Here is a 23,650-nt window from a genome sequence, read left to right as displayed (position 1 = left end):
AAGTCTCCCCATGCGTAGCCCAAGAGCGCGGAAGGACCCTCCGGAAGGACCCCGACAGCATGAGCACGCAGACGAACGGTCTCGCCATCGAGACCGCGGGCCTGGTGAAGACGTTCGGTGAGACACGGGCCGTCGACGGCGTGGACCTCGCGGTTCCGGCCGGCACGGTCTACGGCGTCCTCGGACCGAACGGCGCCGGCAAGACGACCACGGTGAAGATGCTCGCCACCCTGCTGCGCCCGGACGGCGGCGAGGCCCACGTCTTCGGGCACGACGTGGTGCGCGAGGCCGACGCGGTCCGCGGCCGGGTCAGCCTCACCGGCCAGTACGCCTCCGTCGACGAGGACCTGACCGGCACGGAGAACCTGGTCCTGCTGGGCCGTCTCCTCGGCCACCGCAAGCCGGCCGCACGCGAGCGCGCGGCACAGCTGCTGGAGGCCTTCGGGCTGACGGACGCGGCGGGCAAGCAGGTCAAGAACTACTCCGGTGGCATGCGCCGCCGCATCGACATCGCCGCGTCGATCCTCAACACCCCCGACCTGCTCTTCCTCGACGAGCCGACGACCGGCCTCGACCCGCGCAGCCGCAACCAGGTGTGGGACATCGTCCGCGCGGTCGTCACCCAGGGCACCACCGTCCTGCTGACCACGCAGTATCTGGACGAGGCCGACCAGCTGGCGTCCCGGATCGCCGTGATCGACCAGGGCCGGGTGATCGCGGAGGGCACCAAGGGCGAACTGAAGGCGTCCGTCGGCGCCGGCACCGTCCATCTGCGGCTGCGCGACCCGGCGCAGCGACCGGAGGCCGCGCGCATCCTGCGGCTGGCCCTGGACGCCGAGGTGCAGTCCGAGCCCGACCCCGTGGCCCTCACCGCCCGCGTCGGGGGTGCGGGCAACGGGCAGGGCGCGGCGGAGCAGGCCGGCCGCGCGCTCGCCGAGCTGGCCCGCGGCGGCATCACCGTCGACAACTTCTCGCTGGGTCAGCCCAGCCTGGACGAGGTGTTCCTCGCCCTGACCGGACACGACACCCACAAGACCGAGCGCGACCAGGACGAGGTGACGGCATGAGCACCGTGACACAGACCGAGGGCAGGGAGCTCGCCCCCGTCAGCGCCGAATCGCTCGCCGCGCTGCTGATCGCCAAGGAGCGGCCGCCGCGGCCCAGCGCCTGGTCGGCGTCGATGACGTTCGGCTGGCGGGCCATCCTGAAGATCAAGCACGTGCCCGAGCAGCTCTTCGACGTCACCGCGTTCCCGATCATGCTGGTGCTGATGTACACGTACTTGTTCGGGGGTGCCCTGGCCGGGTCCCCGACGGCGTACATCCAGTTCCTGCTGCCGGGCATCCTGGTGATGTCGGTCGTGATGATCACCATGTACACCGGTGTCTCGGTGAACACCGACATCGAGAAGGGCGTCTTCGACCGGTTCCGGACGCTGCCGATCTGGCGCCCGTCGACGATGGTCGGCTATCTGCTGGGCGACGCCCTGCGCTACACCATCGCGTCCGTCGTGATGCTCACCGTCGGCGTGATCCTCGGCTTCCGGCCGGACGGCGGGGCGGGCGGCGTCATCGCGGGCATCGCGCTGCTGGTCGCCTTCTCCTTCGCGTTCTCGTGGATCTGGACGATGTTCGGTCTGCTGCTGCGCTCCGAGAAGTCGGTGATGGGCGTCAGCATGATGGTGATCTTCCCGCTGACCTTCCTGTCCAATGTCTTCGTCGACCCGAGGACCATGCCGGGCTGGCTCCAGGCGTTCGTCAACAACAGCCCGATCACGCATCTGGCCACGGCGGTGCGCGGGCTGATGGCGGGCGACTGGCCGGCGGCCGACGTCGCCTGGTCGCTGGGCTGGACCTGCCTGTTCGTGCTGGTCTTCGGGCCGGTCACGATGCGGCTGTACAACCGCAAGTAGACCCGGGCGGGGCGTCAGTCCTGGGGCAGACGCCGGACGTCGGGTGCGACCTGCGCGCCCGGCGTCATCCGCACGATGGTGATGAGCCGGTCCGTCAGCTCCAGGGTGCCCACGTCCGGGTCGTCGTAGCCGAGCACCCGGTGCCCGCGCAGGACGCTGATCACCAGGTCGTCCAGCTCCCGGGGCTTCTTGCCCACCTCGGCCTTTATGACCGGCCGTTCGATGATGTCGAGCCCGGTGCCCTGGTGGATCAGGTCCTCCAGCACCATGCCGGCCGCGGGACTGAGCACCGACAGGCCGAGCAGCCGTCCGGCCGCGCTGGCGCTGGTGATGACGGCGTCCGCCCCGGACTGCTTGAGCAGCGGCGCGTTCTCCTCCTCGCGGACCGCGGCCACGATCTTCGCGCCCCGGTTGAGCTGCCGGGCCGTGAGGGTCACCAGCACGGCCGTGTCGTCACGCTGGGTCGCGATGATGATCTTCCGTGCCTTGTGCACCTCGGCCCGCTTCAGGACCTCGCTGCGCGTCGCGTCCCCGGTGACACCGGCGTACCCCTCGGCGACGGCCGCCTCGATCACCTTGGAGCTGGGGTCGACCACGACGACCTGGTCCTTCGGCAGCCCCGTCGCACAGACGGTCTGGATCGCCGAACGGCCCTTGGTGCCGAAGCCGACGACGACGGTGTGGTCGCGCAAGGTGGACCTCCAGCGGTTCAGGCGCCATTCCTCGCGGGTCCGTTCGGTCAGGACCTCGAGCGTGGTGCCGACCAGGATGATCAGGAACAGCACGCGCATGGGCGTGATGACGAAGATGTTGGTGAACCGGGCGGCGTCGCTGACCGGGGTGATGTCCCCGTACCCGGTGGTCGACAGCGTGACGGTCGAGTAGTAGAAGGCGTCGAGAAGGTCGACCGAGCCGTCGGAGCTGTCGTTGTAGCCCCCGTGGTCGGCGTAGACGATCAGAGCCGTGAGCACGAGCAGGCCGAGGGCCAGCGACACCCGCTTGGCGACCTGCCGGAAGGGGTGCTCCACGATCTTCTTCGGGAGCGTGACCCGATAGGTCACGATCCGCTCGTCCGCCTGACGGGCGATCGCGTCCTGACCCGGAAGTTTCACGTGAAACACACCTCGATACCGGCGGCTGCCCAGGGCAGATCCAGCAGTGCGGTCTCCTGGCCGGCCCGGGCACCGCCCGGCGGTACGACGGCCAGGGCATCGGCAGCCGCCATGCCCCGCAGCATCGCCGGACCGTGGTAATGCAGCGGCACGGCGTGGTCGCCGCGCAGGACGACCGGCACCAGCCGCGTGTCGTGCGGATGCCCGTGCACGGTTGCCTTCAGCGGGAGCGTGTAGGACTCCGGCGCGGGACGTGCCGCGAGCGTCCGCAGCAGCGGCTCGGCGAGCGTGAGCAGCCCCGACACGGCGGCCAGGGGATTGCCGGGCAGGCCGACGAGGTGCTGGCCCTCCTTGAGGCGGGCCAGCAGCATGGGGTGGCCGGGGCGCACCTGGACGCCGTCCACCAGCAGTTCGGCCCCCATGCGCTCCAGCGTGGGGTGGACATGGTCGACGGGGCCGGCGGCCGTGCCGCCCGTGGTGACGACGAGGTCGGCGCGGGAGGCGGTGAGCGCCTTGTGCAGGGCCTTGGCGGAGTCGCCGAGCCGGCGCACGGCGAGGATCTCAGCCCCGAGGGCGCGCAGCCACGGCGGCAGCATCGGGCCGAGGGCATCACGGATCAGGCCGTCGTGGGGCAACCCCTCGGTGAGCAACTCGTCGCCGAGGACGAGGACTTCCACCCGGGGGCGGGGCACGGCCGTGAGGGTGTCGTATCCGGCGGCCGCGGCCAGGCCGAGCACGGCCGGGGTCACGATGGTGCCGGTCGCGAGCAGATGGTCGCCGTTACGGCACTCCTGGCCGCGCGGGCGGATGTCCTGGCCGTGCTCGATGTCCCGGCCGGCGTGCAACCGGCCCTTGGCGTCCGTGGTCCCGTGCTCGGAGCGCAGCACGGCGGTGGTGTCCGGCGGGATACGGGCGCCGGTCGCGATCCGCACGGCCTCCCCGTCGGTCAGCGCGGCGGCCTCGGCGTGCCCGGCCAGGACGCCCTCCTCCCGCACCGCCCAGGGGCCGGGCCCGGCGATCGCCCATCCGTCCATCGCGGAGGTGTCGAAGGAGGGCAGGTCGGTCAGCGCGGTGAGCGGGGCGGCCAGGGTGAGGCCGAGGGCGGCGTCCAGGGGCACCGAGACGGGGGCGCGGCGCGCGGCCTTCACCGCCGCGCGCGCCGCCCGGGCGGCGACCTCGCGGGCGTCGGGCCAGGGCATGGCCCGGTGGTGGCCGTCCTCCTTGTGCCGGCCGGGCTGCCCGAGGCCGAGGGGGCGCGAGGCGGGGGCGGGCACGGAGTCGCCGTGCGCGGACGGGCCGTGGCCTTGGTTCACGAGGGCGAGCGCCTCCTCGATGTCAAGGTCCTCGGCGTCCTCACCCGCACGCGTGCCACCGGCGGTCATCCGGCGTCCGGGCGGGTGTCGGGGGTGGCGTCGGGGGCCGCGTCGGTCTTGGCGGCGGCGGCCTCGTCCGCCCAGCGCTGGGCGAGGGCGGCGGCCTTGCGGGACGCCTCGGCGACGGCTTCGGGGCCTCCCCCGGCCCGGCCCGCCGCGTAGCCGACGAGGAAGGTGGTCAGGGGTGCCGCGGGCCGCGCGACACCGTGGGCCGCGTCCCGGGCGAGGTCCAGCAGGACCTTGATGTCGACGTCGAGGTCGATGCCCAGTTCGTCCTTGGCTGCGGAAATCCATTCATCCAACACGTGCCCATGCTCCCTGATGCGTGCCCTGGCGGTGGCGATGTCGTCCCAGGTGTCGCAGTCGAAGGACGCGACGGGGTCGGGGACGCGGGTGAGGTCGAGGGCGCCGGTCAGCCGGCGCAGGGGCAGCCCGGTCAGAGCGCCGTGTTCCCGGGTGAGCGCGGCCAGTTCACGGCGCAGTGCCGGGACGCGGTAGGCGGCGACGAGCGGCTGGTCGCGGCCGCCGGCGTCGGTGAGCAGCGCACCGGCCGTGTCCGGGGCACCGCTCAGGGCGGCCAGCAGGGTGCGGACCGTGTCCTCGTGGAGGAACGGCAGATCGGCGGAGAGGACGACGACCACGTCGGCGGTGGTGTGCCGGAGCCCGGCGTCCAGGGCGGCGACCGGGCCGCCGCCGGGCGGGTCCTCCCGCGCCCAGCGCACCGGACGGGCGGTGGGACGCGGGCCGGCGACGACGACGGTCTCCCGCGCGTCGGCGCAGGCGCCGAGGACCCGGTCGAGCAGGGCCCGGCCGCCCACCCGCACCGCGGGCTTGTCCACGCCCCCCAGCCGTCGCGCCGCGCCGCCGGCGAGCACGACGGCGTCGTACGCGGCGGGGACGGCGCCCGGCGGGGGCGTGGGTTCGTACGGGGTCACCCCCCGAGTATGCGTGCCCCGGCGATCACAGGGAACGCGCGGGGGCGGCCCGTCCCGACGGGTGCGTCACAGGGTGCGCAGCAGCACCGCCGGGTTCTCGACGCAGTCCGCCACATGGCGCAGGAAGCCGCCCGCCGTACCGCCGTCGCAGACCCGGTGGTCGAAGGTCAGCGAGAGCTCGACGACCTGACGCACCGCCAGCTCCCCTGCGTGCACCCACGGCTTGGGGATGATGCGGCCGACGCCGAGCATCGCGGCTTCCGGGTGGTTGAGGATCGGCGTGGAGCCGTCGACGCCGAACACGCCGTAGTTGTTCAGCGTGAAGGTGCCGCCGGTCAGTTCGGCCGGGGTGAGGGTGCCCGCGCGGGCCGCCTCGGTCAGCCGGGCGAACTCGGCGGTCAGCGACTCCGCGTCCCGCGCGTGGGCGTCGCGGACGACCGGGACGACGAGGCCCCGCTCGGTCTGCGCGGCGAAGCCCAGGTTCACCTGCTCCAGCTGGATGACCTCCCTGGCTTCCAGGTCGACCGTGGAGTTCAGCTCGGGGAACCGGGTGAGGGCGGCCGTGCAGATCCGGGCCAGCAGGGCGAGCAGGGAGATCTTCGGCCCGCCCACGGCGTTCATCGCCGCGCGCGCCCGCATCAGCTCCGTCGCGTCGGCGTCCACCCAGCAGGTGGCGTCCGGGATCTCGCGCCGGCTGCGGGAGAGCTTGTCGGCGACGGCACCGCGCACGCCCTTGAGGGGAACACGGACACCGGCGGCGGGCGCCGAGGAACGGATGGGGCTCTGCGCGGGCGCCGACGCCTCGCGGGCGGCGGACGCGGCGGGCTGCGCGCCGCGGCGGGACTCGGCGGCCCGCAGGGCGTACTCGACGTCGGCCCGCAGGATGAGCCCGTCGGGGCCGGAGCCGTGGAGCTCCCTCAGGTCCAGGCCGTTCTCCCGGGCGAGACGGCGCACGAGGGGGGAGATCACCGGCACGGGGCCCTCGTGGCGGACCGGCTCACCGGCCGCCGGGGTGCCCGTGCCGTGGCCGGCGGCGGTGCCGACGGGCCGCGCCACGCGCTCGGCGGACGGGGTGCCCGCGCGCGGGGCGCCGTTCGCCGCGCTGTCCCGGGCCGGCGCCGGCGGGGTCGCCGACCGTACGCGGCGGCGGCGCGCGGGCGCCTCGGAGGTGCCGTAGCCCACCAGCACGTTGCCCGAGCCCTCGGGCTCCCCGCCCAGGGACGGCGCGCCGACGGCGACCGTCAGCAGCGGTGCGCCGACGGGCAGTTCGGTGCCCTCCTCGCCGTAGCGGGCGGTGACGACACCGCCGTAGGGGCAGGGGACCTCGACCATCGCCTTGGCCGTCTCGACCTCGACGACCGGCTGGTCGACCGCGACGACGTCGCCGACCTGGACCAGCCAGCGCACGATCTCCGCCTCGGTGAGCCCCTCCCCGAGGTCGGGGAGCTTGAACTCCAGCACCTGTGCCATCAGCTCTCGGCCTCCCACTGCAGACGCCCGACGGCGTCCAGGATGCGGTCCACGCCGGGCAGGTGGTGCCGCTCCAGCATCGGCGGCGGGTAGGGGATGTCGAACCCGGCCACGCGCAGCACCGGCGCCTCCAGGTGGTGGAAGCAGCGCTCCGTGACGCGGGCCGCGATCTCCCCTCCCGGGCCACCGAACCCGCCCGACTCGTGCACGACGACCGCACGTCCGGTCCGCCGGACCGAGGCGGCGACCGTCTCGTCGTCGAACGGCACCAGCGAGCGCAGGTCGACGACCTCCAGGTCCCAGCCCTCCTCGCGGGCCGCCTCCGCGGCTTCGAGGCAGACCGGCACGGACGGGCCGTACGTGATGAGCGTGGCACTGCGGCCGGAGCGCCGCACCACCGCGCGGCCGATGGGCTCGACGGACTGCGGTTCCTCCGGGTTCCAGTCGGCCTTCGACCAGTAGAGCCGCTTGGGCTCCAGGAAGACGACCGGGTCGTCGGAGGCGATGGAGGCGCGCAGCAGGCCGTAGGCGTCGGCGACGGTCGCGGGGGTGACGACATGGAGCCCCGGGGTCGCCATGTAGTACGCCTCGGACGCGTCGCTGTGGTGCTCGACGCCGCCGATGCCGCCGCCGTAGGGGATGCGGATCGTCAGGGGGAGGGGCATCCTGCCGCGGGTGCGGTTGCGCATCTTCGCCACGTGCGAGACGAGCTGCTCGAACGCGGGGTAGGCGAAGGCGTCGAACTGCATCTCCACGACCGGACGCAGGCCGTACATGGCCATGCCGACCGCCGTGCCGAGGATGCCCGCCTCGGCCAGCGGGGTGTCCGTGCAGCGGTCCTCGCCGAACTCGGCGGCGAGTCCGTCGGTGACGCGGAAGACGCCGCCGAGGGTGCCGACGTCCTCGCCCATGACGTGCACGGACGGGTCGGCGGCCATGGCGTCGCGCATCGCGCGCGTGAGGGCCTGCGCCATGGTGGCCGGCTTGACGGCGACGGTCGTCATCGGTGGGCACCCCCGTGGGAGTCGTGCTCGGCGTCGAGCTCGGCCTGCAACTGCGCCTGCTGCTCCCGCAGTTGCGGGGTGGGCTCGGCGTACACCTGGGCGAACAGGTCCGCCGGGTCGAGCGCCGCGTCCTGGTTCATGCGCTCGCGCAGGTCGGCGGCCATGGCCTCGGCGGCGTCCCGGGCGGCCTGCCGGCCGGCGTCGTCGAGCAGGCCGCGCCCGGTCAGCTCGTGCTCCAGGAGCGCGATGGGGTCGTGGTCGCGCCAGGCGTCCACCTCGGCGTCGCCGCGGTAGCGGGTGGCGTCGTCGGCGTTGGTGTGGGCGTCGATCCGATAGGTGATCGCCTCGATCAGCGTGGGGCCGCCGCCCTCGCGGGCGCGGCGCACGGCCTCGCGGAGCACCTCGTGCACGGCGACCGCGTCGTTGCCGTCGACCAGGCGGCCGGGCATGCCGTAGCCGACGGCCTTGTGGGCCAGCGACGGTGCCGCGGTCTGCTTGGCGAGGGGGACGGAGATCGCGAAGCCGTTGTTCTGGACGAGGAAGACGACCGGCGCCTGCCAGACGGCCGCGAAGTTCAGCGCCTCGTGGAAGTCGCCCTCGCTGGTGCCGCCGTCGCCGACCATGGCGAGAGCGACCACGTCGTCGCCCTTGACACGGGCGGCGTGCGCGAGGCCGACGGCGTGCGGGAGCTGGGTGGCGAGCGGCGTGCACAGGGGGGCCACGCGGTGCTCGTAGGGGTCGTAGCCGGTGTGCCAGTCGCCGCGGAGCAGTGTCAGCGCCTCGACCGGGTCCACACCGCGCGCGACGGCGGCCAGGGTGTCGCGGTAGCTCGGGAAGAGCCAGTCGCGCTCCTCGAGGGCCAGCGCGGCGGCGACCTCGCAGGCCTCCTGGCCGGTGCTGGACGGGTAGACCGCGAGACGGCCCTGCTTGGTGAGCGCGGTCGCCTGCGCGTTGTACCGGCGGCCGCGCACCAGCTCGGCGTACAGCCGGCGCAGCAGGTCCGGGTCGGCCTCCGCGGCCGCCTCGGTGCCGAGAACGCGGTGGGGCTCCGCGTCGGGCAGCAGGGGCGCGGGGTCCATGCGGGGCTGCCAGGCGGGCGGCGGCGATGGCCGGTACGCGCCTCGCTGCTCCATGACCGTCATGACGGCACCTCCTCGTGGGAGCGGCTACGGGAGGCGCGGCGTCCGTGACGCGCCTCACCTACCGATTGTTCGGTCGTCGGCACATTTTGGCTACAGGCACCCCCAGGCTGTGGACAAACGGTTCTCCACAGCCTCCAATGAACGCAGGACGTCCACGCGAGGAGGGTGGGGGGACATGGACTCTGAACAAATGGCCGAAGGGGACGGGGACGGCCCTCTCCGGCCGCCCGCCCGTCCGCTGGACGCCATAGATCAGGACATCCTCCAGATGCTCCAGGCGGACGGCCGTGCCTCGATCCGGTCGGTCGCCGAGCGGGTGCACGTCTCCCGGGCCAACGCCTACGCACGCATCAACCGTCTCGTCGAGGACGGCGTCATCCGCGGCTTCAGCGCCCGCGTCGACCACGAACGGGCGGGCCACGGCACCTCGGCCTACATCACCCTGAAGATCGTCCAGAACTCCTGGCGCACGGTCCGCGAGGAACTGCGCCGGCTCCCCGGCGCCTCCCACATCGCCCTGGTGGGCGGCGACTTCGACGTCCTGCTCCTCGTGCACACCCCGGACAACAGGGCCCTGCGCGAGCTCGTCCTCACCCGGCTCCAGGCGATCCCCCAGGTGCTCAGCACCCGCACCCTGCTGGTCTTCGAGGAGGAGGACCTGGAGCCCCAGGGCTGACCCGCGCGCGGACGGCCCGGCGGACGGTCAGCCGGCCTTGCGCAGCCCGTCGAAGACCAGGCGGACCACCGTCTCGGCGACCTCGCGCTCGCTCGTGCCGCGGCCGTCCGGCCGGTACCACTCGACGATCGAGTTGATCATGCCGAAGACGAGCCGGGTGGCCAGGCGCACCTCCACGTCGGCGCGCACCTCGCCGTCCGCGGCGGCCGCCTTCAGCAGCGCGGCGACCCGGTGGTCGAAGTCGCGGCGCCGCTCCAGCGCCCACCGCTCGGTGTCCGTGTTGCCCCGCACCCGCAGCAGCAGCGTCACGTACGGCAGCTCGGTCATCAGCACCTCGACCATGCGCCGTACGACGTACTCCAGCCGGTCGGCGGCGTGCCCCGTGCGCGCGTGCTCCTCGTCGAGGATGCCGAACAGGCCGTCCAGGGCCCGGCTGACGGCACGCTGCAGCAGCTCCTCCTTTCCGGACACATGGTGGTAGATCGAGGACTTGGAGATGCCGGCCGCCTTGGACAGGTGCTCCATGGAGGTGCCGTCGTAGCCCCGCTCGTTGAAGACCTGGACGGCGACGGAGAGCAGGGTCTCCGGCGTGTACGTGTCGCGCTTGGCAGTGGTCATGGGGTGCTGCCCTCCCGGGTCATGAGGAGCCGCCCTGGCGCTTGTCGGAGGCGTAGGCGTGGCGGTACAGCGCGAGGGACGGCGCGTAGCGGCCCGACGGATCGCGCAGGTGCAGGTCGTCGAGGAGGGCGTAGGCCCAGTTGCGCCCCAGCCTGCGGCTCCACTCGAAGGGGCCGAGGGGGTAGTTGACGCCCAGGCGCATCGCGGTGTCGATGTCCTCCTCGGTGGCGACGCCCTTGGCGACGGCGTCGTGGGCCAGGTCGACGATCCGCGCCACGGTACGGGCGACGATCATGCCGGGGACGTCGCCGATGACGCTGACGTCCTTGCCGAGCGCCTGGAAGAGCCCGGTCGCCTCGACGAGGGTCTGCGGCGAGGTGTCCTGGGAGGCGGACAGCGCGATCCGGGTGGCCCGCCGGTAGTCGAGGGCGAGATCGAAGTACACGACGTCGCGGAACTCCACCGAGGTCTGCCCGTCGGCGAGCGCGAGCTGGCCGCCGCTCGGCAGCACCAGGCGGGTGCCGTGGTCCTCGTCCTCCTCGCGCACCGGGATGCCGGCCTCGCGGATCAGCGCCAGCAGCTCGGAGGCGGGGCCGAGGCCGCCCTCGGCGACGACGTACGCGGGGGTGCGGCCGGGCTCGGCGGTGTGCGGCTCGGGCCGCTCGGCGGCGCCGCTCCCGTCGGAGTAGTCGTACCAGCCGTGCCCGGTCTTGCGGCCGAGCCGGCCGGCCTCGACCAGGCGCCGCTGGGCGAGCGAGGGCGTGAAGCGCACGTCCTGGAAGAAGGACTGCCACACCGAGTGCGTCACGGACTCGTTGACGTCCTGCCCGATCAGGTCGGTCAACTCGAACGCGCCCATCTTGAAACCGCCGCACTCGCGCAGCACCGCGTCGATGGTGGCGGGGTCGGCGCCCTGCGCCTCGTGGACCGCGAACGCCTCGGCGTAGAAGGGCCGCGCGATGCGGTTGACGATGAAGCCGGGGGTGTCGGCGCAGGCGACCGGCGTCTTGCCCCACGCGCGGGCCGTCTCGTACGCGCTCGTGGCCGACGTGACGTCGGTGGCGAACCCGGAGACGACCTCGACCAGGGGCAGCAGCGGGGCGGGGTTGAAGAAGTGCAGGCCGACGAACCGGCCCGGACGGTCCAGCGCGCCGCCGATGGCCGTCACCGACAGGGACGAGGTGTTGGTGGCGAGCAGGCAGTCCTCGCCGACGATGCCCTCCAGCTCGCGGAACAGCTCCTGCTTGACGTCGAGGCGCTCCAGGACGGCCTCGACGACCAGGGCGCAGTCGGCGAGGTCGCCGAGCGCTTCGGCGGGCAGCAGCCGGTCCCGTGCCGCGTCGCGGTCGGCGCCGGTCAGCCGCTCCTTCTCCACGAGCCGGTCCAGCCGGGCGACGATGGCGTCGGCGGCGGCCCGCGCCCTTCCGGGAGCGGCGTCGTACAGCCGTACGGGATGCCCCGCGAGCAGTGCGACCTGGGCGATGCCCTGGCCCATGGTGCCGGTGCCGACGACGGCCACGGGGCTGCTGAGGTCGATTGCTGTCATGGGCGCGATCCTCCCGCACGGGGTTTTCCACAGATGCGGCGGACCCCCTTGAACCGACCGATCGTTCGGTTACTCTAACTCTGACCGCCTGTTCCTGCCCATGTTTCTGCCCAGGTCATGAGCTCGACGGAGAGCTCAGGAAACGAGGAGTTGGTCCCGCATGGCCACCGCCGAACTCACCGCCCACGAGCTGATCGCCAAGCACCGGCCCACTCTCGACCAGGCCCTGGAGGCGATCCGTACCCGCGCCTACTGGTCCCCGCACCCGGAGCACCCCAAGGCCTACGGGGAGAACGGCAGCCTGGACGCGGCGGCGGGCAAGGCCGCCTTCGACGCCCTCCTCGGCAGCCGCCTCGACCTCGGCCAGCCGGGCACGGACGGCTGGGTCGGCGGCGAGGTCTCCCCGTACGGCATCGAGCTGGGCGTGGAGTACCCGCACGCGGACCTCGACGAGCTGCTGCCGGCCATGCGCTCGGGCATGCGGCGGTGGCGGGACGCGGGCGCCGAGACGCGCGCGGTGGTCTGTATGGAGATCCTCAAGCGGATCAGCGACCGGACGCACGAGTTCGCCCACGCGGTCATGCACACCTCCGGCCAGGCGTTCATGATGGCGCTCCAGGCGGGCGGCCCCCACGCGCAGGACCGCGGCCTGGAGGCGGTGGCCTACGCGTATGTCGAGCAGGTCCGCACCCCCGACAACGCCGAGTGGACCAAGCCCCAGGGCAAGCGGGATCCGCTGGCGCTGAACAAGCGGTTCACGCCCGTCCCGCGCGGCATCGCCCTGGTCATCGGCTGCAACACCTTCCCGACGTGGAACGGCTACCCGGGCCTGTTCGCCTCCCTCGCCACCGGCAACGCCGTCCTGGTCAAGCCCCACCCGCGCGCGGTGCTGCCGCTCGCGCTCACCGTCCAGGTCGCCCGGCAGGTGCTCACCGAGGCCGGCTTCGACGCCGACCTGGTGGCGCTGGCCGCCGAGCGCCCCGGCGAGGGCATCGCCAAGGCCCTGGCGACCCGCCCCGAGATCCGGATCATCGACTACACCGGCTCCACCGAGTTCGGCGACTGGCTGGAGGCCAACGCCCGCCAGGCGCAGGTCTACACGGAGAAGGCCGGCGTCAACACGGTCGTCGTGGACTCCACCGACGACTACAAGGGGATGCTGTCCAACCTGGCGTTCTCGCTGTCCCTGTACAGCGGCCAGATGTGCACCACCCCGCAGAACCTGCTCATCCCGCGTGACGGCATCCGCACCGACCAGGGCCCCAAGACCTACGACGAGGTCGTCGCCGACCTCGCGCGCGCGGTCGACGGCCTCCTCGGCGACGACACCCGCGCCAACGCGCTCCTCGGCGCCCTGGTCAACCCGGACGTGAAGGCCCGGCTGGAGGCCGCCCCCGGTCTCGGCGAAGTCGCCCTCGCCTCACGGGAGATCGCCCACCCGGAGTTCCCGGGCGCGGTCGTGCGCACCCCGGTCCTCGTGAAGCTCGACGGCGCCAAGCCCGACGACGAGGCCGCCTACATGAGCGAGTGCTTCGGGCCGGTGTCGTTCGCCGTCGCCGTCGACTCGGCGGCCGACGCGGTGGAGCTGCTGCGGCGCACGGTGCGCGAGAAGGGCGCGATGACCGTCGGGGCGTACACCACCGACGAGGAGGTCGAGCAGGCCGTGCAGGAGGTGTGCTTCGAGGAGGCGGCGCAGCTGTCTCTGAACCTCACGGGCGGCGTGTACGTCAACCAGACGGCCGCGTTCTCCGACTTCCACGGCTCCGGCGGCAACCCGGCCGCCAACGCGGCGCTGTGCGACGGCGCGTTCGTCGCCCACCGCTTCCGTGTCGTCGAGGTGCGCCGCGAGGCTCAGGGCCTGTCCTGAGCCGGGAGGGCGCCCCGGGTCAGACTCCAGTGGTACAGGGTCATCGCCACACTGGTGGCCAGGTTGTAACTGGAGACCTGGGGGCGCATCGGCAGCGCCACCGACCGGTCGGCCCGCGCGCGCAGCCCGGCCGACAGACCGACGCGCTCGGACCCGAACGCGAGGACGGCGCCGTCCGGGATCTCCACACCCCGGATGTCGTCGCCCTCGGGGTCCAGCGCGAACAACGGGCCCGGCGGCAGCTCCGCCACGGCCAGCCGTTCCACGGCCGTGGCGAAGTGCAGGCCCGCCCCGCCGCGCACGACCGTCGGGTGCCAGGGGTCCAGGGTGCCGGTGGTGACCACACCGGTCGCGCCGAACCCGGCGGCCAGCCGGATCACGGCGCCCGCGTTGCCGAGGTGGCGTGGATCGTCGAGGACCACGACCGGGGCGGTGCGCCCGGGCCGCGCCAGCCTCGCCAGGTTGGCCTCGCGGGACGGGCGTACGGCCAGCGCGGCGACCGCGGTGGGGTGCGGGCGCGGCACGAGCGAGGCGTACTCCGCCTCCGTCACCTCGGTCAGCCGCGCGTCCAGGGCGTCCCGCACGTCCGGGGCCAGCTCCTCGGCGAGGGCGAGCGCGGCCTTGCGGTCGACGGCCACCGCCACCGGGATCTCGGCGCCGAAGCGCACGGCGTGCTTGAGGGCGTGGAAGCCGTCGAGCAGGACGGACGTGCCGGAGAGGCGGTGCCAGACGCGCACGGCACCGGTGGCGGGGTCGGTCATGCCGTGAAGCCTACGTGCGCCGGCTCCGGGTCCTCCGGGGTGCGCGGCTCCGGTACCCGCGCCCCGCCGTCGCGGCGCCGCACCGCCCGCCCCAGCCGGGCCCGGGCGCGGACCGCCCCGTCGCCGACCCGGCGCAGGAACGGCGTCGGCAGGAACACCGCGTCCGCCGCGATCATCGCCAGCGAGAAGAACGGCAGCCCGAGGACGACCGCGATCACGGCGTGCTCGGTCATCATCGCGGCGAGCAGGACGTTCTTCACCCTCCGGTGGAACAGGGTGAACGGGAAGGCGACCTGGACGAGGACCGTGCCGTAGGTGATGAGCAGGACCATCGTGCCGCTGGCGGACAGCAGCTCGGCGAGGGCCGGCCAGGGCGAGAAGTAGTCGAGGTGCAGCGGGTAGTAGACGGCCGTGCCGTCCTGCCAGCGGGAGCCCTGGATCTTGTACCAGCCGGCGGTCGCGTAGATCAGGCACGCCTCCGCCATGATCACGAGCAGGGCGCCGTTGTGCGCGATGTTGCCGACGACGTCGAGCAGGATGCGGGGCTGGTCGGTGCGCGCCCGGCGGTCCACCGCCCACCACAGGGCCGTGCCGAGCCACACCGTCCACAGGATCACCGGGATCGTCGGGTCCCCGTCCAGCCGGCCCACGGCGGTGACCGCGCCCAGCGCCAGACCGAGCACCGCCCACAGTGCCGGGCCCACCTGGTCGGGGCCGACACGCTCCCCCCGCGCGCGTGCCTCACCGGCGCGCCGGACCCGGCGCGCGTCCAGCGACCAGACCTGGCCGCAACGCGTGAAGACCAGGTAGACGCACATCAGGTGCAGCACGTTGTCGCCGCCGTCGCCCACGAAGACCGAGCGGTTCTGCAGCGACAGCACCCCGACCATGAACAGCACGGACATCGTGCGGGTGCGCCAGCCCAGCAGGAGCAGCACCGACGCCAGCACGGCGAAGGCGTAGACGGTCTCGAACCAGACCTGGCTCCCCGACCACATCAGGGCGGTGAACGCCCCGTTCGTCCCGACCAGCTGCTGGGCGAGGTCGAAGTCCCAGGGGCCGTCCGGCCCGTACAGCTCCTGACGGTGCGGGATCTCCCGCAGCAGGAACAGCAGCCAGGTCGCCGTGAACCCGATACGGATCACGGCCGTCTGGTACGGGCCGAGGGCGGACTCGGTCATCCGGGCGATGGCGGCGGAGACCGCGAGGGCGACGCGGTTCACCGGGCGTCCTCCCGCTCACGCGTCTCCGGGATCCGCCACCAGGGCAGGACGCGGTAGGCGGGGCGGTCGGAGACGCGCTCGTCGCTCCACTTCGGGGGGCGCACATTGGTGGTGCGGGAGCGCACCTGGACGCGTTCCACGACGCCGCCCTCGCCGGCCGCGCCCTCCCGGTCCAGCCGCAGCTCGACCGTCCGCCGCAGATACGACTCGGAGAGCGCTCCGCGCAGGCCCACCGGGCGGTTCTGGGCGTCGTGCGTGGCGACGAAGAAGTCCCAGGCCCGGCGCAGCGCGTTCTGCTGGGTGTGGCTGGGCAGCGGATTGCCGTCGATGGACCGGCCGTCCTCGGCCGACAGGTCGTACCAGCGGGTGGTGCGGATCCGGCCGTCGGCGGTCGCCACGGCGGCGCGGGCCTGGACGGCGATGTTCTGCTGGAGCGGGTTGGGCGCGAAGAGCTTCCAGTTCTGCTCGAACTCCGGATATATCCAGTCGTCTATCGCCTGGCCGTGCTGCTTGGTGACCGTGTTCGAGGGCGCGACGTGCAGGAAGACCATGCCGGTGTGGACGCAGACGGTGATGGCCACGACCGCGAGGGCGAGAGCCGCGGCGATCTGGTACCGCAGGGAGAGGGCCGCCACCCCCGCACGGGGTTCCGCTTCCGGCTCCGGGGCGAGCGGGGGCACGTCGGCGGCCGGAGCGTCGTGCGGCTCCCCGCCGGGCCCGTGCCACACGGCCGAGCCTGCCTCGTGCGCGTCCATCCTGCCCCGTTTCCCGATTCCGGTCCGTCTTTCCCAGGTGTCGCACGGGAACGGTACTCAGGCTTGCCCGCCGGGCACAGCCCCTGCCGGGCCGCCGTTGCCCACACCCTACGGGGGTGCGGGCGGCGGCATTCCCTTCTTCTAGAACCTGTTCTATCTTGACGGTCCGTCAGATCGCCGTGCCGGACGTGCGAAAGGTCAGGGACCGTGGACTTCACCTTCACCGAGGAGCAGCAGGCGGCGGCCGAGGCGGCCCGCGGGGTGTTCGCCGGGGTCGCGCCCGACGCGGTGCCCTCGCCCGCCCGCGTGCCGGGCGCCGTCGCCGACGGCTTCGACCGCGCCCTGTGGGACCGACTGGCGGAGGCGGACCTGCTGGGCCTGCTGCTCGCGGAGGAGTACGGCGGAGCGGGCCTCGACCCGATCGCGCTCTGCCTCGTCCTGCGCGAGTCCGCGAAAGTGCTGGCCCGGGTGCCGTTGCTGGAGAGCTGCGCCGCCGCGGCCGCCGTCCAGACGTTCGGCACCGGGGAACTGAAGGACCGCGTGCTGCGCCGGGCGGGACGCGGGGACCTCGTCCTGGCCGTCGCCGCGCACGGCCGCACCGGGCACGGCCCGGCCGAACTCGCCGTGACCGCCCGGCAGGACGGCCGGGACTGGCTGCTCGACGGGACACAGACGGCGGTCGCCTGGGCGTACGACGCCGATCTCGTCGTCGTCCCGGCCCGCACCCCCGCCGAGCGCACCGTCCTCGTGGTGCTGCCGCGCGAGGCCGCGGGCCTCTCGCTCGCCGAGCAGTTCTCGACCAGCGGCGAACGGCTGGGGGAACTGCGCCTGGGCGCGGTACGGATCGCCGCGCGGGACGTGATCGACGCCCCGGACGCCTGGGAGTGGCTACGGCACCTGCTGGCCACCGGGACCTGCGCGCTCGCCCTCGGACTGGGCGAACGGGTCCTCGGCATGACCTCGGCCTACGTGGCGAAGCGCGAGCAGTTCGGGCATCCCGTCGCCACGTTCCAGGCGGTCGCCGTGCAGTGCGCCGACCGCTACATCGACCTGTGCGCGATGGAGGCCGCGCTGTGGCAGGCGGCCTGGCGGATCGGCTCGGGGGCGCCGGGCGCCCTGCCCGCCGCCGCGGACGTCGCCGTGGCCAAGATCTGGGCCTCGGACGGGGTACGGCGCGTCGTACAGACCGCGCAGCATCTGCACGGCGGCTCGGGCGCCGACGTCGAGCATCCGCTGCACCGCTACCACGCCTGGGCCAAGCACCTGGAACTCTCGCTCGGCCCGGCCGCGGCCCACGAGGACACCCTCGGCGACCTGCTGGCGGCCCACCCCCTGGGGTGAAGGCGGCCGCGACGGCCGGCTGAAGCGCGTCGACGCCTCAGAGAACGTGCCCCGGCCCGCCGTCGTCGGTCACCACGGGACGCCCCGACGCGGCCCACACCTGCATGCCGCCCTCGACGTTCACCGCGTCGACGCCCTGCTGGGCGAGGTACATCGTGACCTGCGCCGAGCGCCCGCCGGAACGGCAGATCACATGGACCCGCCCGTCCTGCGGGGCGGCCTCGGTCAGCTCGCCGTAACGCGCCACGAACTCGCTCATGGGAATGTGCAGGGCGCCCTCGGCATGACCCGCCTGCCACTCGTCGTCCTCGCGGACGTCCAGCAGGAAGTCGTCGTCCTTGAGGTCCATGACCTCGACCGCCGGTACGCCAGATCCGAATTGCATACTTCGACGCTACCCGACCCGCGCCCCGCACCGCGGGCGCACGGGTCACCGCCCTCTCAGGCCCCGGTGCCGTCCGCCTGCGCGAGCAGTGCCGCCAGCTCCGTCTCCCGTTCGGCGACCTGCGCCAGGAGCTGCTCGGCGATCTCGTCGAGGAGGCGGTCGGGGTCGTCGGGAGCCAGCCGGAGCATCGACCCGATCGCGCTCTCCTCCAGCTCCTTCGCGACCAGGGTGAGCATCTCCTTGCGCTGGGCCAGCCACTCCAGGCGGGCGTACAGCTCCTCCGCCGGCGTCGGGCCCTGCTCCGCGGGCTTGGGCCCAGTCGCCCACTCCTCGGCCAGCTCCCGCAGCAGAGCCTCGTCGCCCCGGGCGTAGGCCGCGTTGACGCGGGTGATGAACTCCTCGCGCCGGGCGCGCTCGCCGGCCTCCTGGGCCAGGTCCGGGTGGGCCTTGCGGGCCAGCTCGCGGTAGAGCTTGCGCGCCTCCTCACTGGGACGCACGCGCTGCGGCGGCCGCACCGGCTGGTCCGTGAGCATCGCCACGGCCTCGGGGAACAGCCCCGAGTCGTCCATCCAGCCGTGGAACAGCTCCTCGACGCCGGGCATCGGCATCACCCGGGCCCGCGCCTCGTCGGCCTTGCGCAGGTCCTCGGGGTCGCCGGTGCGCGCGGCGACCGCCTCGGCGATCCGGGCGTCCAGCTCGTCGAGCCGGGCGTACATCGGGCCGAGCTTCTGGTGGTGCAGCCGCGAGAAGTTGTCGACCTCGACGCGGAAGGTCTCCACCGCGATCTCGTACTCGATCAACGCCTGCTCGGCGGCCCGTACGGCCTTCTCCAGCCGCTCCTCGGGCCGTGCCGCACCGTCCCGCGCGGCCGCGCCGACGGGCACCTCGGCACCGCCGGGCGCCGTCGCGTCGGCGGTCTCGGCCTGGGACTGCTCAGCTTCCGGCGTAGTCACCCGCCCAGCGTAGGCCACCCGGCCGCCGGCTGTTCGAACACCGCCGCCGCGCCCGCCGCAGGGTCCGCTCACACCCCCAGCTCCGCCGCGATCCGCCCCGACCGCACGGCCGCCACCAGATCGGCGTGATCCGCCTCGGTGCGGTCGGCGTAGGCCACGGAGAACGCGGCTATCGCCTCGTCCAGCTGCTCGTTCTTGCCGCAGTAGCCGGAGATCAGGCGCGGGTCGGCACTGTGCGCGTGGGCACGGGCCAGGAGGGCGCCGGTCATCCGGCCGTAGTCGTCGATCTGGTCGGCGGCCAGCGCCGCGGGGTCGACGCTGCCTTTGCGGTTGCGGAACTGGCGCACCTGGAAGGGCCGCCCCTCCACCGTCGTCCACCCCAGCAGGACATCGCTGACCACCTGCATGCGCTTCTGCCCGAGCACCACGCGCCGCCCCTCGTGCTGCGGCGCCGGCCTCTCGAAACCGGCCGTCGCCAGGTGCGGGACCAGGGCCGACGGGCGCGCCTCCTTCACCTGGAGGACCAGGGGCTCACCGCGGTGGTCCAGGAGCAGGACGACATAGGACCGCGTGCCGACGCTGCCGGTGCCCACGACCCGGAACGCCACGTCGTACACCGCGTGGCGCGCCAGAAGGGGGTGCCGGTCCTCGGGGACCGTGGGGACGTAGCTCTCCAACGACGCCGCGACCGCCGCCGCCTCCGCGTCCCCGACCCGGCGCAGCACCGGCGGCGCGTCCACGAACCGGCGCCCGCCGTCCTCGGTCCGCTCCGTCGACTTCGCCGCGAAACGGCCGCTGGTGTTGGACCGCGCCTTCTCCGCGACCCGCTTCAGGGTGCCGGCCAGGTCATGGGCGTCGGCGTGGGAGACGAGCTCCTCGTCCGCGATGGCGTGCCACGCCTCCAGCACCGGGAGCCGGGCCAGCAGGCGCATGGTGCGCCGGTAGGCGCCGACCGCGTCCTGCGCCGCCAGGCGGCACACGTCCTCGCGCGCGCCGGCCTCCCGGCCCGCGAGCACCAGCGAGGTCGCGAGCCGCTTCAGGTCCCACTCCCAGGGGCCCCGAACGGTCTCGTCGAAGTCGTTCAGGTCCATGATCAGGTCGCCGCGCGGGTCGCCGTACAGACCGAAGTTCGCCGCATGCGCGTCCCCGCATATCTGCGCGCCGATCCCGGTCACGGGCGTGCGGGCCAGGTCGTACGCCATGAGCGCGGCCGAACCGCGCAGGAAGGCGAACGGCTTCGCCGCCATCCGGCCCACTCGTATCGGCGTCAGCTCGGCGATCCGGCCGATATTGGACTCCTCGACGGCGGTCACGGCGTCCGGGCGGGCGCCGTCCACGTCGAAGCGGGCGTGCTCCGCTCGCGGAAGCCGCTTGCGCAGCGCCTTCCCCTCCGCCTTGGGCTTACCTCCGGCGTCCCGGTCGGCGAACCCGCGCACCCGCGGCAGCCGGCGGGTCCACGTGCCCGGTCCCGACCCTGACTCGACCGCGCTCGCCCCGCGCTCGGTATCGGTCATCACGACCTCCTCCACCCATCCCGCGCTCCCGCACTTCCACTCTCCCGCGCGAACATCAACTCGGGCCGACCGTACAGGTGGTGGCCGAAACGCGTCAGGGCCTGTGGACAACTCCGGGCCTGTGGAAAGAGACCCGGCCCGGGACGGCGTCAGCAGTTACCGGGCCGCTCCTTCTCCGGAAGATGCTTCATCGCCCAGCCGCCCAGCTCCGTCAGAGCGGGCTCCAGCGCGGCACCGGCCTCCGTCAGGCGATACACCACACGCAACGGCGGCCCCTCGTACACCTCTCGCACCACGAGCCCCGCCGCCGTGAGCTCCGTGAGCCGATCGGAGAGCATGCGCTCGCTGATCCCGGGGACGGCCCGGCGCAGGGCGACGAAGTAGGCGGGGCCGGCGGTCAGCACCGACACGATCGGCCCGGTCCAGCGCTTGCCGAGCAGCTGGAAGACGCGGGTGATGCCCTCGTCCACCCGTTTGCAGCTCGCTACGTCGTGACTCTCCTCACCCGCCATACCCCAAGAGTACTGGGCAGTCGCGTGCGGGTGAAAAAAAGTAAGTGACTGTGTTATCCATAGTCGAGTACGAAGTTAAAGCTCCTGAGGAAAGCTCAACCTCATGGCGGCAGCTCACCCCTCCATGCCCTTTTGATCCCCTTCCTGGAGACGTCATGGCCACCCTGTTGCACATCGATTCCTCGGTCTTCCCAGCCGGAACCTCCTCGTCCCGCACCGTCACCGACGCCTTCCGGCGGACCTGGGAGGAGCAGCACCCCGGCGGCACGGTGATCCACCGCGACCTCGCCGCGCACCCGGTGCCGCACATCTCCGCGCCCGCCCACAGCGCCGGCTTCACGGACCCGTCCACGCACACCTCTGAGCAGGCCGCCGCCTTCGCGGAGCGCGTGAGGCTGATCGAGGAGCTGGAGTCCGCCGACGCCGTCCTGGTCGGCGCGCCGATGTACAACCTGACGATCCCGTCGACGCTCAAGGCGTGGCTGGACAACGTGATCCTGGTCGGCCGCACCGCCGGCGAGGTCCAGTCGCTGAAGGGCACCCCGGTCACCGTCGTCGCCAGCCGCGGCGGCGCGTACGGCCCGGGCAGCCCGCGCGAGGGATACGAGTACGTGCAGAACTACCTGTCGGCGATCTTCAAGGACTTCCTGGGCGCCGATCTCACGTTCATCGTCCCGGAGCTCACCATGGCCCCGGCCGACCCGAAGATGGCCGACCTGGTCCCGCTGTTCGAGGCCTCGCGCGAGCGCGCCCTCGACGAGGCGGCCACGACGGCCAAGACGCTGGCGCAGCGCCTGGCGGCCTGACACCCCGCGCGGGCGCCCGGTGACCTGCCGGCCACGCCCGCCCCCGCCTTCGGACCCTGCCCGCCCGAACGGCCCTCACCACGGCCGCCGCGGCGGGCGGTGTGCCGCGCCCGACCTGAGAGCTTCATCACAGGACAGCCCGTCAGAGAGGGACAGCCGAGGAGCCCTCGGAGCGGCGACGTGGCGAACACAACAGAAGAGGCGGCACCGTGTGAACGGTGCCGCCTCTTCGTCTGTGCGCGAGGGGGGAGTTGAACCCCCACGCCCTTTCGGGCACTGGAACCTGAATCCAGCGCGTCTGCCTATTCCGCCACCCGCGCATTGGGTGTGTCCTCAGGGCCTTTCCGTGCGGTCCGGCGCCTTCCGACATGCAGAACATTAGCACGCTCGCCAGGGTGGATTCACAACCCTTATGCCCGGGCAGCCGCCGTGCGACCGGCGTACGGACGACGTGCGCGCGCCCACCAGCGCAGTCGCGTCCTGACCCGTACCGACGGGACGCACGGCCGCACCGCCGGGGACGTCCGCCGGCGCCCGTAGCCAGGCCACAGGCACGTTCGCTCCGTATCGGCGAGAACTTGTTCACGTATCAACCTCGTACCGGTACCGCACATCTCCCCAGGACCGGACCGGGGTCCGCGGTCAGGTGCGGGACACTGGTCTGCGGCCCCCTCTACGATCCATGGGCAGGACACCGTCCATGAGGAGTTCGAAGGGGAGCTCCCAGGGGAACTTCGAGGGCGTCGACACCTGTCGACCCGGCCGACAGGGGGAACCAGCCGATCGACCGGCGCGTGGATACGATCAGTAAGCAGTACCAGGTGAGGCAGTACCCGCCCCGCGGGATGCAGGACGTAGGCAACGACGGAGGAGGTGCCCCATGGGAGTCCTGAAGAAGTTCGAGCAGCGTCTCGAAGGTCTGGTCAACGGCACCTTCGCCAAGGTGTTCAAGTCCGAGGTGCAGCCCGTGGAGATCGCCGGAGCGCTGCAGCGCGAGTGCGACAACAACGCCACGATCTGGAACCGCGACCGCACGGTCGTCCCCAACGACTTCATCGTGGAGCTGAGCGCACCGGACTACGAGCGGCTGAGCCCCTACTCGGGCCAGCTCGGCGACGAGCTCGCGGGCATGGTCCGCGACTACGCCAAGCAGCAGCGCTACACCTTCATGGGCCCGATCAAGGTCCACCTCGAGAAGGCCGACGACCTCGACACGGGTCTGTACCGGGTGCGCAGCCGAACCCTCGCCGGCTCCACGAACCAGCAGGCCGGCGGCCCCCAGGGACCCGCCCCGGCCGCACGCCCCGGCGGCGCCCCGGGCGGCTACGGCTACCCGCCGGCCGCCGCGCCCGCCCCGCCGATGCCGGCCGCGCCGCCCCCCGGCGGACGTCCCGGCGGCTACGGATACCCGCAGCCCGCCGGCGGCTCGCGTCCTCCCGCCGCCCCGGCGCCCGGCGGACGCACCCGCTACTGGATCGAGATCAACGGCACCCGCCATCAGATCTCCCGCGCCACGCTCGTGCTGGGCCGCAGCACCGAAGCCGACGTGCGGATCGACGACCCCGGCGTCTCCCGCCGGCACTGCGAGATCCGGACCGGAACGCCCTCGACGATCCAGGATCTCGGGTCCACCAACGGCATCGTGGTGGACGGGCAGCACACCACCCGCGCTACGCTCCGCGACGGCTCGCGGATCGTCGTGGGCAGCACCACCATCATTTACCGGCAAGCCGAAGGGTGAAGCG

Annotated in this window: 22 protein-coding genes and 1 tRNA gene; 7 read left to right on the top strand and 16 right to left on the bottom strand. The window is 73.0% G+C overall.

Annotation, left to right across the window (positions count from 1 at the left end):
* Window positions 1-59: 59 nt before the first annotated feature.
* Window positions 60-1,067: an ATP-binding cassette domain-containing protein gene (locus tag ACFRAC_RS08590; RefSeq protein WP_382922470.1), complete on the top strand. Its 1,008-nt coding sequence runs from the start codon at window positions 60-62 to the stop codon at window positions 1,065-1,067.
* The gene (locus ACFRAC_RS08585; RefSeq protein WP_382922468.1) at window positions 1,064-1,912 is read left to right on the top strand and encodes an ABC transporter permease; all 849 of its coding nucleotides are present in this window, start codon (window positions 1,064-1,066) and stop codon (window positions 1,910-1,912) included. The genes ACFRAC_RS08590 and ACFRAC_RS08585 overlap by 4 nt, the downstream gene beginning before the upstream one ends.
* Window positions 1,913-1,926: 14 nt before the next feature.
* On the opposite strand, the gene ACFRAC_RS08580 is transcribed toward ACFRAC_RS08585, so the two are convergent.
* From ACFRAC_RS08580 to pdhA, 6 genes are all read right to left on the bottom strand, one after another.
* Complete coding sequence (locus ACFRAC_RS08580) at window positions 1,927-3,024, bottom strand: potassium channel family protein (protein ID WP_382922466.1); 1,098 nt, start codon at window positions 3,022-3,024, stop codon at window positions 1,927-1,929.
* Window positions 3,021-4,406 carry a molybdopterin molybdotransferase MoeA gene (locus tag ACFRAC_RS08575; protein WP_382922464.1) on the bottom strand — a complete coding sequence of 462 codons (1,386 nt, stop codon included), beginning with the start codon at window positions 4,404-4,406 and terminating at the stop codon, window positions 3,021-3,023. The genes ACFRAC_RS08580 and ACFRAC_RS08575 overlap by 4 nt, the downstream gene beginning before the upstream one ends.
* On the bottom strand, window positions 4,403-5,332 hold the full coding sequence (locus ACFRAC_RS08570) for an NTP transferase domain-containing protein (protein WP_382922462.1): 930 nt from the start codon (window positions 5,330-5,332) through the stop codon (window positions 4,403-4,405). Before ACFRAC_RS08570 ends, ACFRAC_RS08575 begins: the two co-directional genes overlap by 4 nt.
* A gap of 66 nt (window positions 5,333-5,398) precedes the next feature.
* Window positions 5,399-6,802: a dihydrolipoamide acetyltransferase family protein gene (locus ACFRAC_RS08565; protein WP_382922460.1), complete on the bottom strand. Its 1,404-nt coding sequence runs from the start codon at window positions 6,800-6,802 to the stop codon at window positions 5,399-5,401.
* Window positions 6,802-7,806 carry an alpha-ketoacid dehydrogenase subunit beta gene (locus ACFRAC_RS08560; protein ID WP_382922458.1) on the bottom strand — a complete coding sequence of 335 codons (1,005 nt, stop codon included), beginning with the start codon at window positions 7,804-7,806 and terminating at the stop codon, window positions 6,802-6,804. The genes ACFRAC_RS08565 and ACFRAC_RS08560 overlap by 1 nt, the downstream gene beginning before the upstream one ends.
* On the bottom strand, window positions 7,803-8,948 hold the full coding sequence (pdhA, locus tag ACFRAC_RS08555; protein WP_382922456.1) for a pyruvate dehydrogenase (acetyl-transferring) E1 component subunit alpha: 1,146 nt from the start codon (window positions 8,946-8,948) through the stop codon (window positions 7,803-7,805). Before pdhA ends, ACFRAC_RS08560 begins: the two co-directional genes overlap by 4 nt.
* A gap of 190 nt (window positions 8,949-9,138) precedes the next feature.
* Between pdhA and ACFRAC_RS08550 the strand changes: the two genes are divergently transcribed.
* Window positions 9,139-9,624, top strand: coding sequence for an Lrp/AsnC family transcriptional regulator (locus ACFRAC_RS08550; RefSeq protein ID WP_361351616.1), 486 nt, complete (start codon window positions 9,139-9,141; stop codon window positions 9,622-9,624).
* A gap of 27 nt (window positions 9,625-9,651) precedes the next feature.
* On the opposite strand, the gene ACFRAC_RS08545 is transcribed toward ACFRAC_RS08550, so the two are convergent.
* Together ACFRAC_RS08545 and ACFRAC_RS08540 are read right to left on the bottom strand one after the other, a co-directional pair.
* On the bottom strand, window positions 9,652-10,242 hold the full coding sequence (locus tag ACFRAC_RS08545; protein ID WP_382922454.1) for a TetR/AcrR family transcriptional regulator: 591 nt from the start codon (window positions 10,240-10,242) through the stop codon (window positions 9,652-9,654).
* A 19-nt stretch (window positions 10,243-10,261) separates the two neighbouring features.
* The gene (locus tag ACFRAC_RS08540; protein WP_382922452.1) at window positions 10,262-11,788 is read right to left on the bottom strand and encodes a 3-hydroxyacyl-CoA dehydrogenase; all 1,527 of its coding nucleotides are present in this window, start codon (window positions 11,786-11,788) and stop codon (window positions 10,262-10,264) included.
* Window positions 11,789-11,948: 160 nt separating this feature from the next.
* On the opposite strand from ACFRAC_RS08540, the gene paaN reads away from it, so the two are divergent.
* Window positions 11,949-13,655 (top strand): phenylacetic acid degradation protein PaaN, encoded by a 1,707-nt coding sequence (gene paaN, locus ACFRAC_RS08535; RefSeq protein ID WP_382922450.1) that lies wholly within the window; start codon window positions 11,949-11,951, stop codon window positions 13,653-13,655.
* On the opposite strand, the gene ACFRAC_RS08530 is transcribed toward paaN, so the two are convergent.
* Genes ACFRAC_RS08530 through ACFRAC_RS08520 form a run of 3 tightly spaced genes read right to left on the bottom strand, consistent with a single transcriptional unit; the run spans window position 13,640 to window position 16,394 of the window.
* On the bottom strand, window positions 13,640-14,416 hold the full coding sequence (locus tag ACFRAC_RS08530; RefSeq protein ID WP_382922448.1) for a TrmH family RNA methyltransferase: 777 nt from the start codon (window positions 14,414-14,416) through the stop codon (window positions 13,640-13,642). The genes paaN and ACFRAC_RS08530 overlap by 16 nt on opposite strands.
* Window positions 14,413-15,639, bottom strand: a complete 1,227-nt coding sequence (locus ACFRAC_RS08525; protein ID WP_382922446.1) for an HTTM domain-containing protein — start codon at window positions 15,637-15,639, stop codon at window positions 14,413-14,415. The genes ACFRAC_RS08530 and ACFRAC_RS08525 overlap by 4 nt, the downstream gene beginning before the upstream one ends.
* Window positions 15,636-16,394: a DUF5819 family protein gene (locus ACFRAC_RS08520; protein WP_382922444.1), complete on the bottom strand. Its 759-nt coding sequence runs from the start codon at window positions 16,392-16,394 to the stop codon at window positions 15,636-15,638. The genes ACFRAC_RS08525 and ACFRAC_RS08520 overlap by 4 nt, the downstream gene beginning before the upstream one ends.
* Window positions 16,395-16,601: 207 nt before the next feature.
* On the opposite strand from ACFRAC_RS08520, the gene ACFRAC_RS08515 reads away from it, so the two are divergent.
* The gene (locus tag ACFRAC_RS08515) at window positions 16,602-17,735 is read left to right on the top strand and encodes an acyl-CoA dehydrogenase family protein (RefSeq protein WP_382922442.1); all 1,134 of its coding nucleotides are present in this window, start codon (window positions 16,602-16,604) and stop codon (window positions 17,733-17,735) included.
* A 37-nt stretch (window positions 17,736-17,772) separates the two neighbouring features.
* Here the strand turns inward: ACFRAC_RS08515 and ACFRAC_RS08510 are convergent, their stop codons facing one another.
* From ACFRAC_RS08510 to ACFRAC_RS08495, 4 genes are all read right to left on the bottom strand, one after another.
* Window positions 17,773-18,120, bottom strand: a complete 348-nt coding sequence (locus tag ACFRAC_RS08510; protein WP_382922440.1) for a rhodanese-like domain-containing protein — start codon at window positions 18,118-18,120, stop codon at window positions 17,773-17,775.
* A 56-nt stretch (window positions 18,121-18,176) separates the two neighbouring features.
* The gene (locus ACFRAC_RS08505) at window positions 18,177-19,073 is read right to left on the bottom strand and encodes a hypothetical protein (protein ID WP_382922438.1); all 897 of its coding nucleotides are present in this window, start codon (window positions 19,071-19,073) and stop codon (window positions 18,177-18,179) included.
* A gap of 68 nt (window positions 19,074-19,141) precedes the next feature.
* Window positions 19,142-20,587, bottom strand: coding sequence for a DUF2252 domain-containing protein (locus ACFRAC_RS08500; protein ID WP_382922437.1), 1,446 nt, complete (start codon window positions 20,585-20,587; stop codon window positions 19,142-19,144).
* Between the two features lie 149 nt (window positions 20,588-20,736).
* On the bottom strand, window positions 20,737-21,099 hold the full coding sequence (locus ACFRAC_RS08495; RefSeq protein ID WP_382922435.1) for a winged helix-turn-helix transcriptional regulator: 363 nt from the start codon (window positions 21,097-21,099) through the stop codon (window positions 20,737-20,739).
* A gap of 155 nt (window positions 21,100-21,254) precedes the next feature.
* Between ACFRAC_RS08495 and ACFRAC_RS08490 the strand changes: the two genes are divergently transcribed.
* Window positions 21,255-21,905 (top strand): FMN-dependent NADH-azoreductase, encoded by a 651-nt coding sequence (locus ACFRAC_RS08490; protein WP_382922433.1) that lies wholly within the window; start codon window positions 21,255-21,257, stop codon window positions 21,903-21,905.
* A gap of 236 nt (window positions 21,906-22,141) precedes the next feature.
* Here the strand turns inward: ACFRAC_RS08490 and ACFRAC_RS08485 are convergent.
* Window positions 22,142-22,225 (bottom strand) — tRNA-Leu (locus tag ACFRAC_RS08485).
* Between the two features lie 560 nt (window positions 22,226-22,785).
* Here ACFRAC_RS08485 and ACFRAC_RS08480 point away from each other — a divergent pair.
* Complete coding sequence (locus tag ACFRAC_RS08480; protein WP_382922431.1) at window positions 22,786-23,646, top strand: FhaA domain-containing protein; 861 nt, start codon at window positions 22,786-22,788, stop codon at window positions 23,644-23,646.
* Window positions 23,647-23,650 lie beyond the last annotated feature (4 nt).

Origin of the sequence: Streptomyces sp. NPDC056628, assembly GCF_042792555.1 — a bacterium.
Lineage (GTDB): Bacteria > Actinomycetota > Actinomycetes > Streptomycetales > Streptomycetaceae > Streptomyces.
This window is presented reverse-complemented; position numbering and strand designations above follow the sequence as displayed.

Bases quoted from the DNA above. Each gene is read 5' to 3' on its own strand.
- ACFRAC_RS08590 (WP_382922470.1), top strand. From the start codon at position 60: ATGAGCACGCAGACGAACGGTCTCGCCATCGAGACCGCGGGCCTGGTG.
- ACFRAC_RS08585 (WP_382922468.1), top strand. From the start codon at position 1,064: ATGAGCACCGTGACACAGACCGAGGGCAGGGAGCTCGCCCCCGTCAGC.
- ACFRAC_RS08575 (WP_382922464.1), bottom strand. From the start codon at position 4,406: ATGACCGCCGGTGGCACGCGTGCGGGTGAGGACGCCGAGGACCTTGAC.
- ACFRAC_RS08565 (WP_382922460.1), bottom strand. From the start codon at position 6,802: ATGGCACAGGTGCTGGAGTTCAAGCTCCCCGACCTCGGGGAGGGGCTC.
- ACFRAC_RS08560 (WP_382922458.1), bottom strand. From the start codon at position 7,806: ATGACGACCGTCGCCGTCAAGCCGGCCACCATGGCGCAGGCCCTCACG.
- pdhA (WP_382922456.1), bottom strand. From the start codon at position 8,948: ATGACGGTCATGGAGCAGCGAGGCGCGTACCGGCCATCGCCGCCGCCC.
- ACFRAC_RS08550 (WP_361351616.1), top strand. From the start codon at position 9,139: ATGGCCGAAGGGGACGGGGACGGCCCTCTCCGGCCGCCCGCCCGTCCG.
- ACFRAC_RS08545 (WP_382922454.1), bottom strand. From the start codon at position 10,242: ATGACCACTGCCAAGCGCGACACGTACACGCCGGAGACCCTGCTCTCC.
- ACFRAC_RS08540 (WP_382922452.1), bottom strand. From the start codon at position 11,788: ATGACAGCAATCGACCTCAGCAGCCCCGTGGCCGTCGTCGGCACCGGC.
- paaN (WP_382922450.1), top strand. From the start codon at position 11,949: ATGGCCACCGCCGAACTCACCGCCCACGAGCTGATCGCCAAGCACCGG.
- ACFRAC_RS08530 (WP_382922448.1), bottom strand. From the start codon at position 14,416: ATGACCGACCCCGCCACCGGTGCCGTGCGCGTCTGGCACCGCCTCTCC.
- ACFRAC_RS08520 (WP_382922444.1), bottom strand. From the start codon at position 16,394: ATGGACGCGCACGAGGCAGGCTCGGCCGTGTGGCACGGGCCCGGCGGG.
- ACFRAC_RS08510 (WP_382922440.1), bottom strand. From the start codon at position 18,120: ATGCAATTCGGATCTGGCGTACCGGCGGTCGAGGTCATGGACCTCAAG.
- ACFRAC_RS08500 (WP_382922437.1), bottom strand. From the start codon at position 20,587: ATGACCGATACCGAGCGCGGGGCGAGCGCGGTCGAGTCAGGGTCGGGA.
- ACFRAC_RS08495 (WP_382922435.1), bottom strand. From the start codon at position 21,099: ATGGCGGGTGAGGAGAGTCACGACGTAGCGAGCTGCAAACGGGTGGAC.
- ACFRAC_RS08490 (WP_382922433.1), top strand. From the start codon at position 21,255: ATGGCCACCCTGTTGCACATCGATTCCTCGGTCTTCCCAGCCGGAACC.
- ACFRAC_RS08480 (WP_382922431.1), top strand. From the start codon at position 22,786: ATGGGAGTCCTGAAGAAGTTCGAGCAGCGTCTCGAAGGTCTGGTCAAC.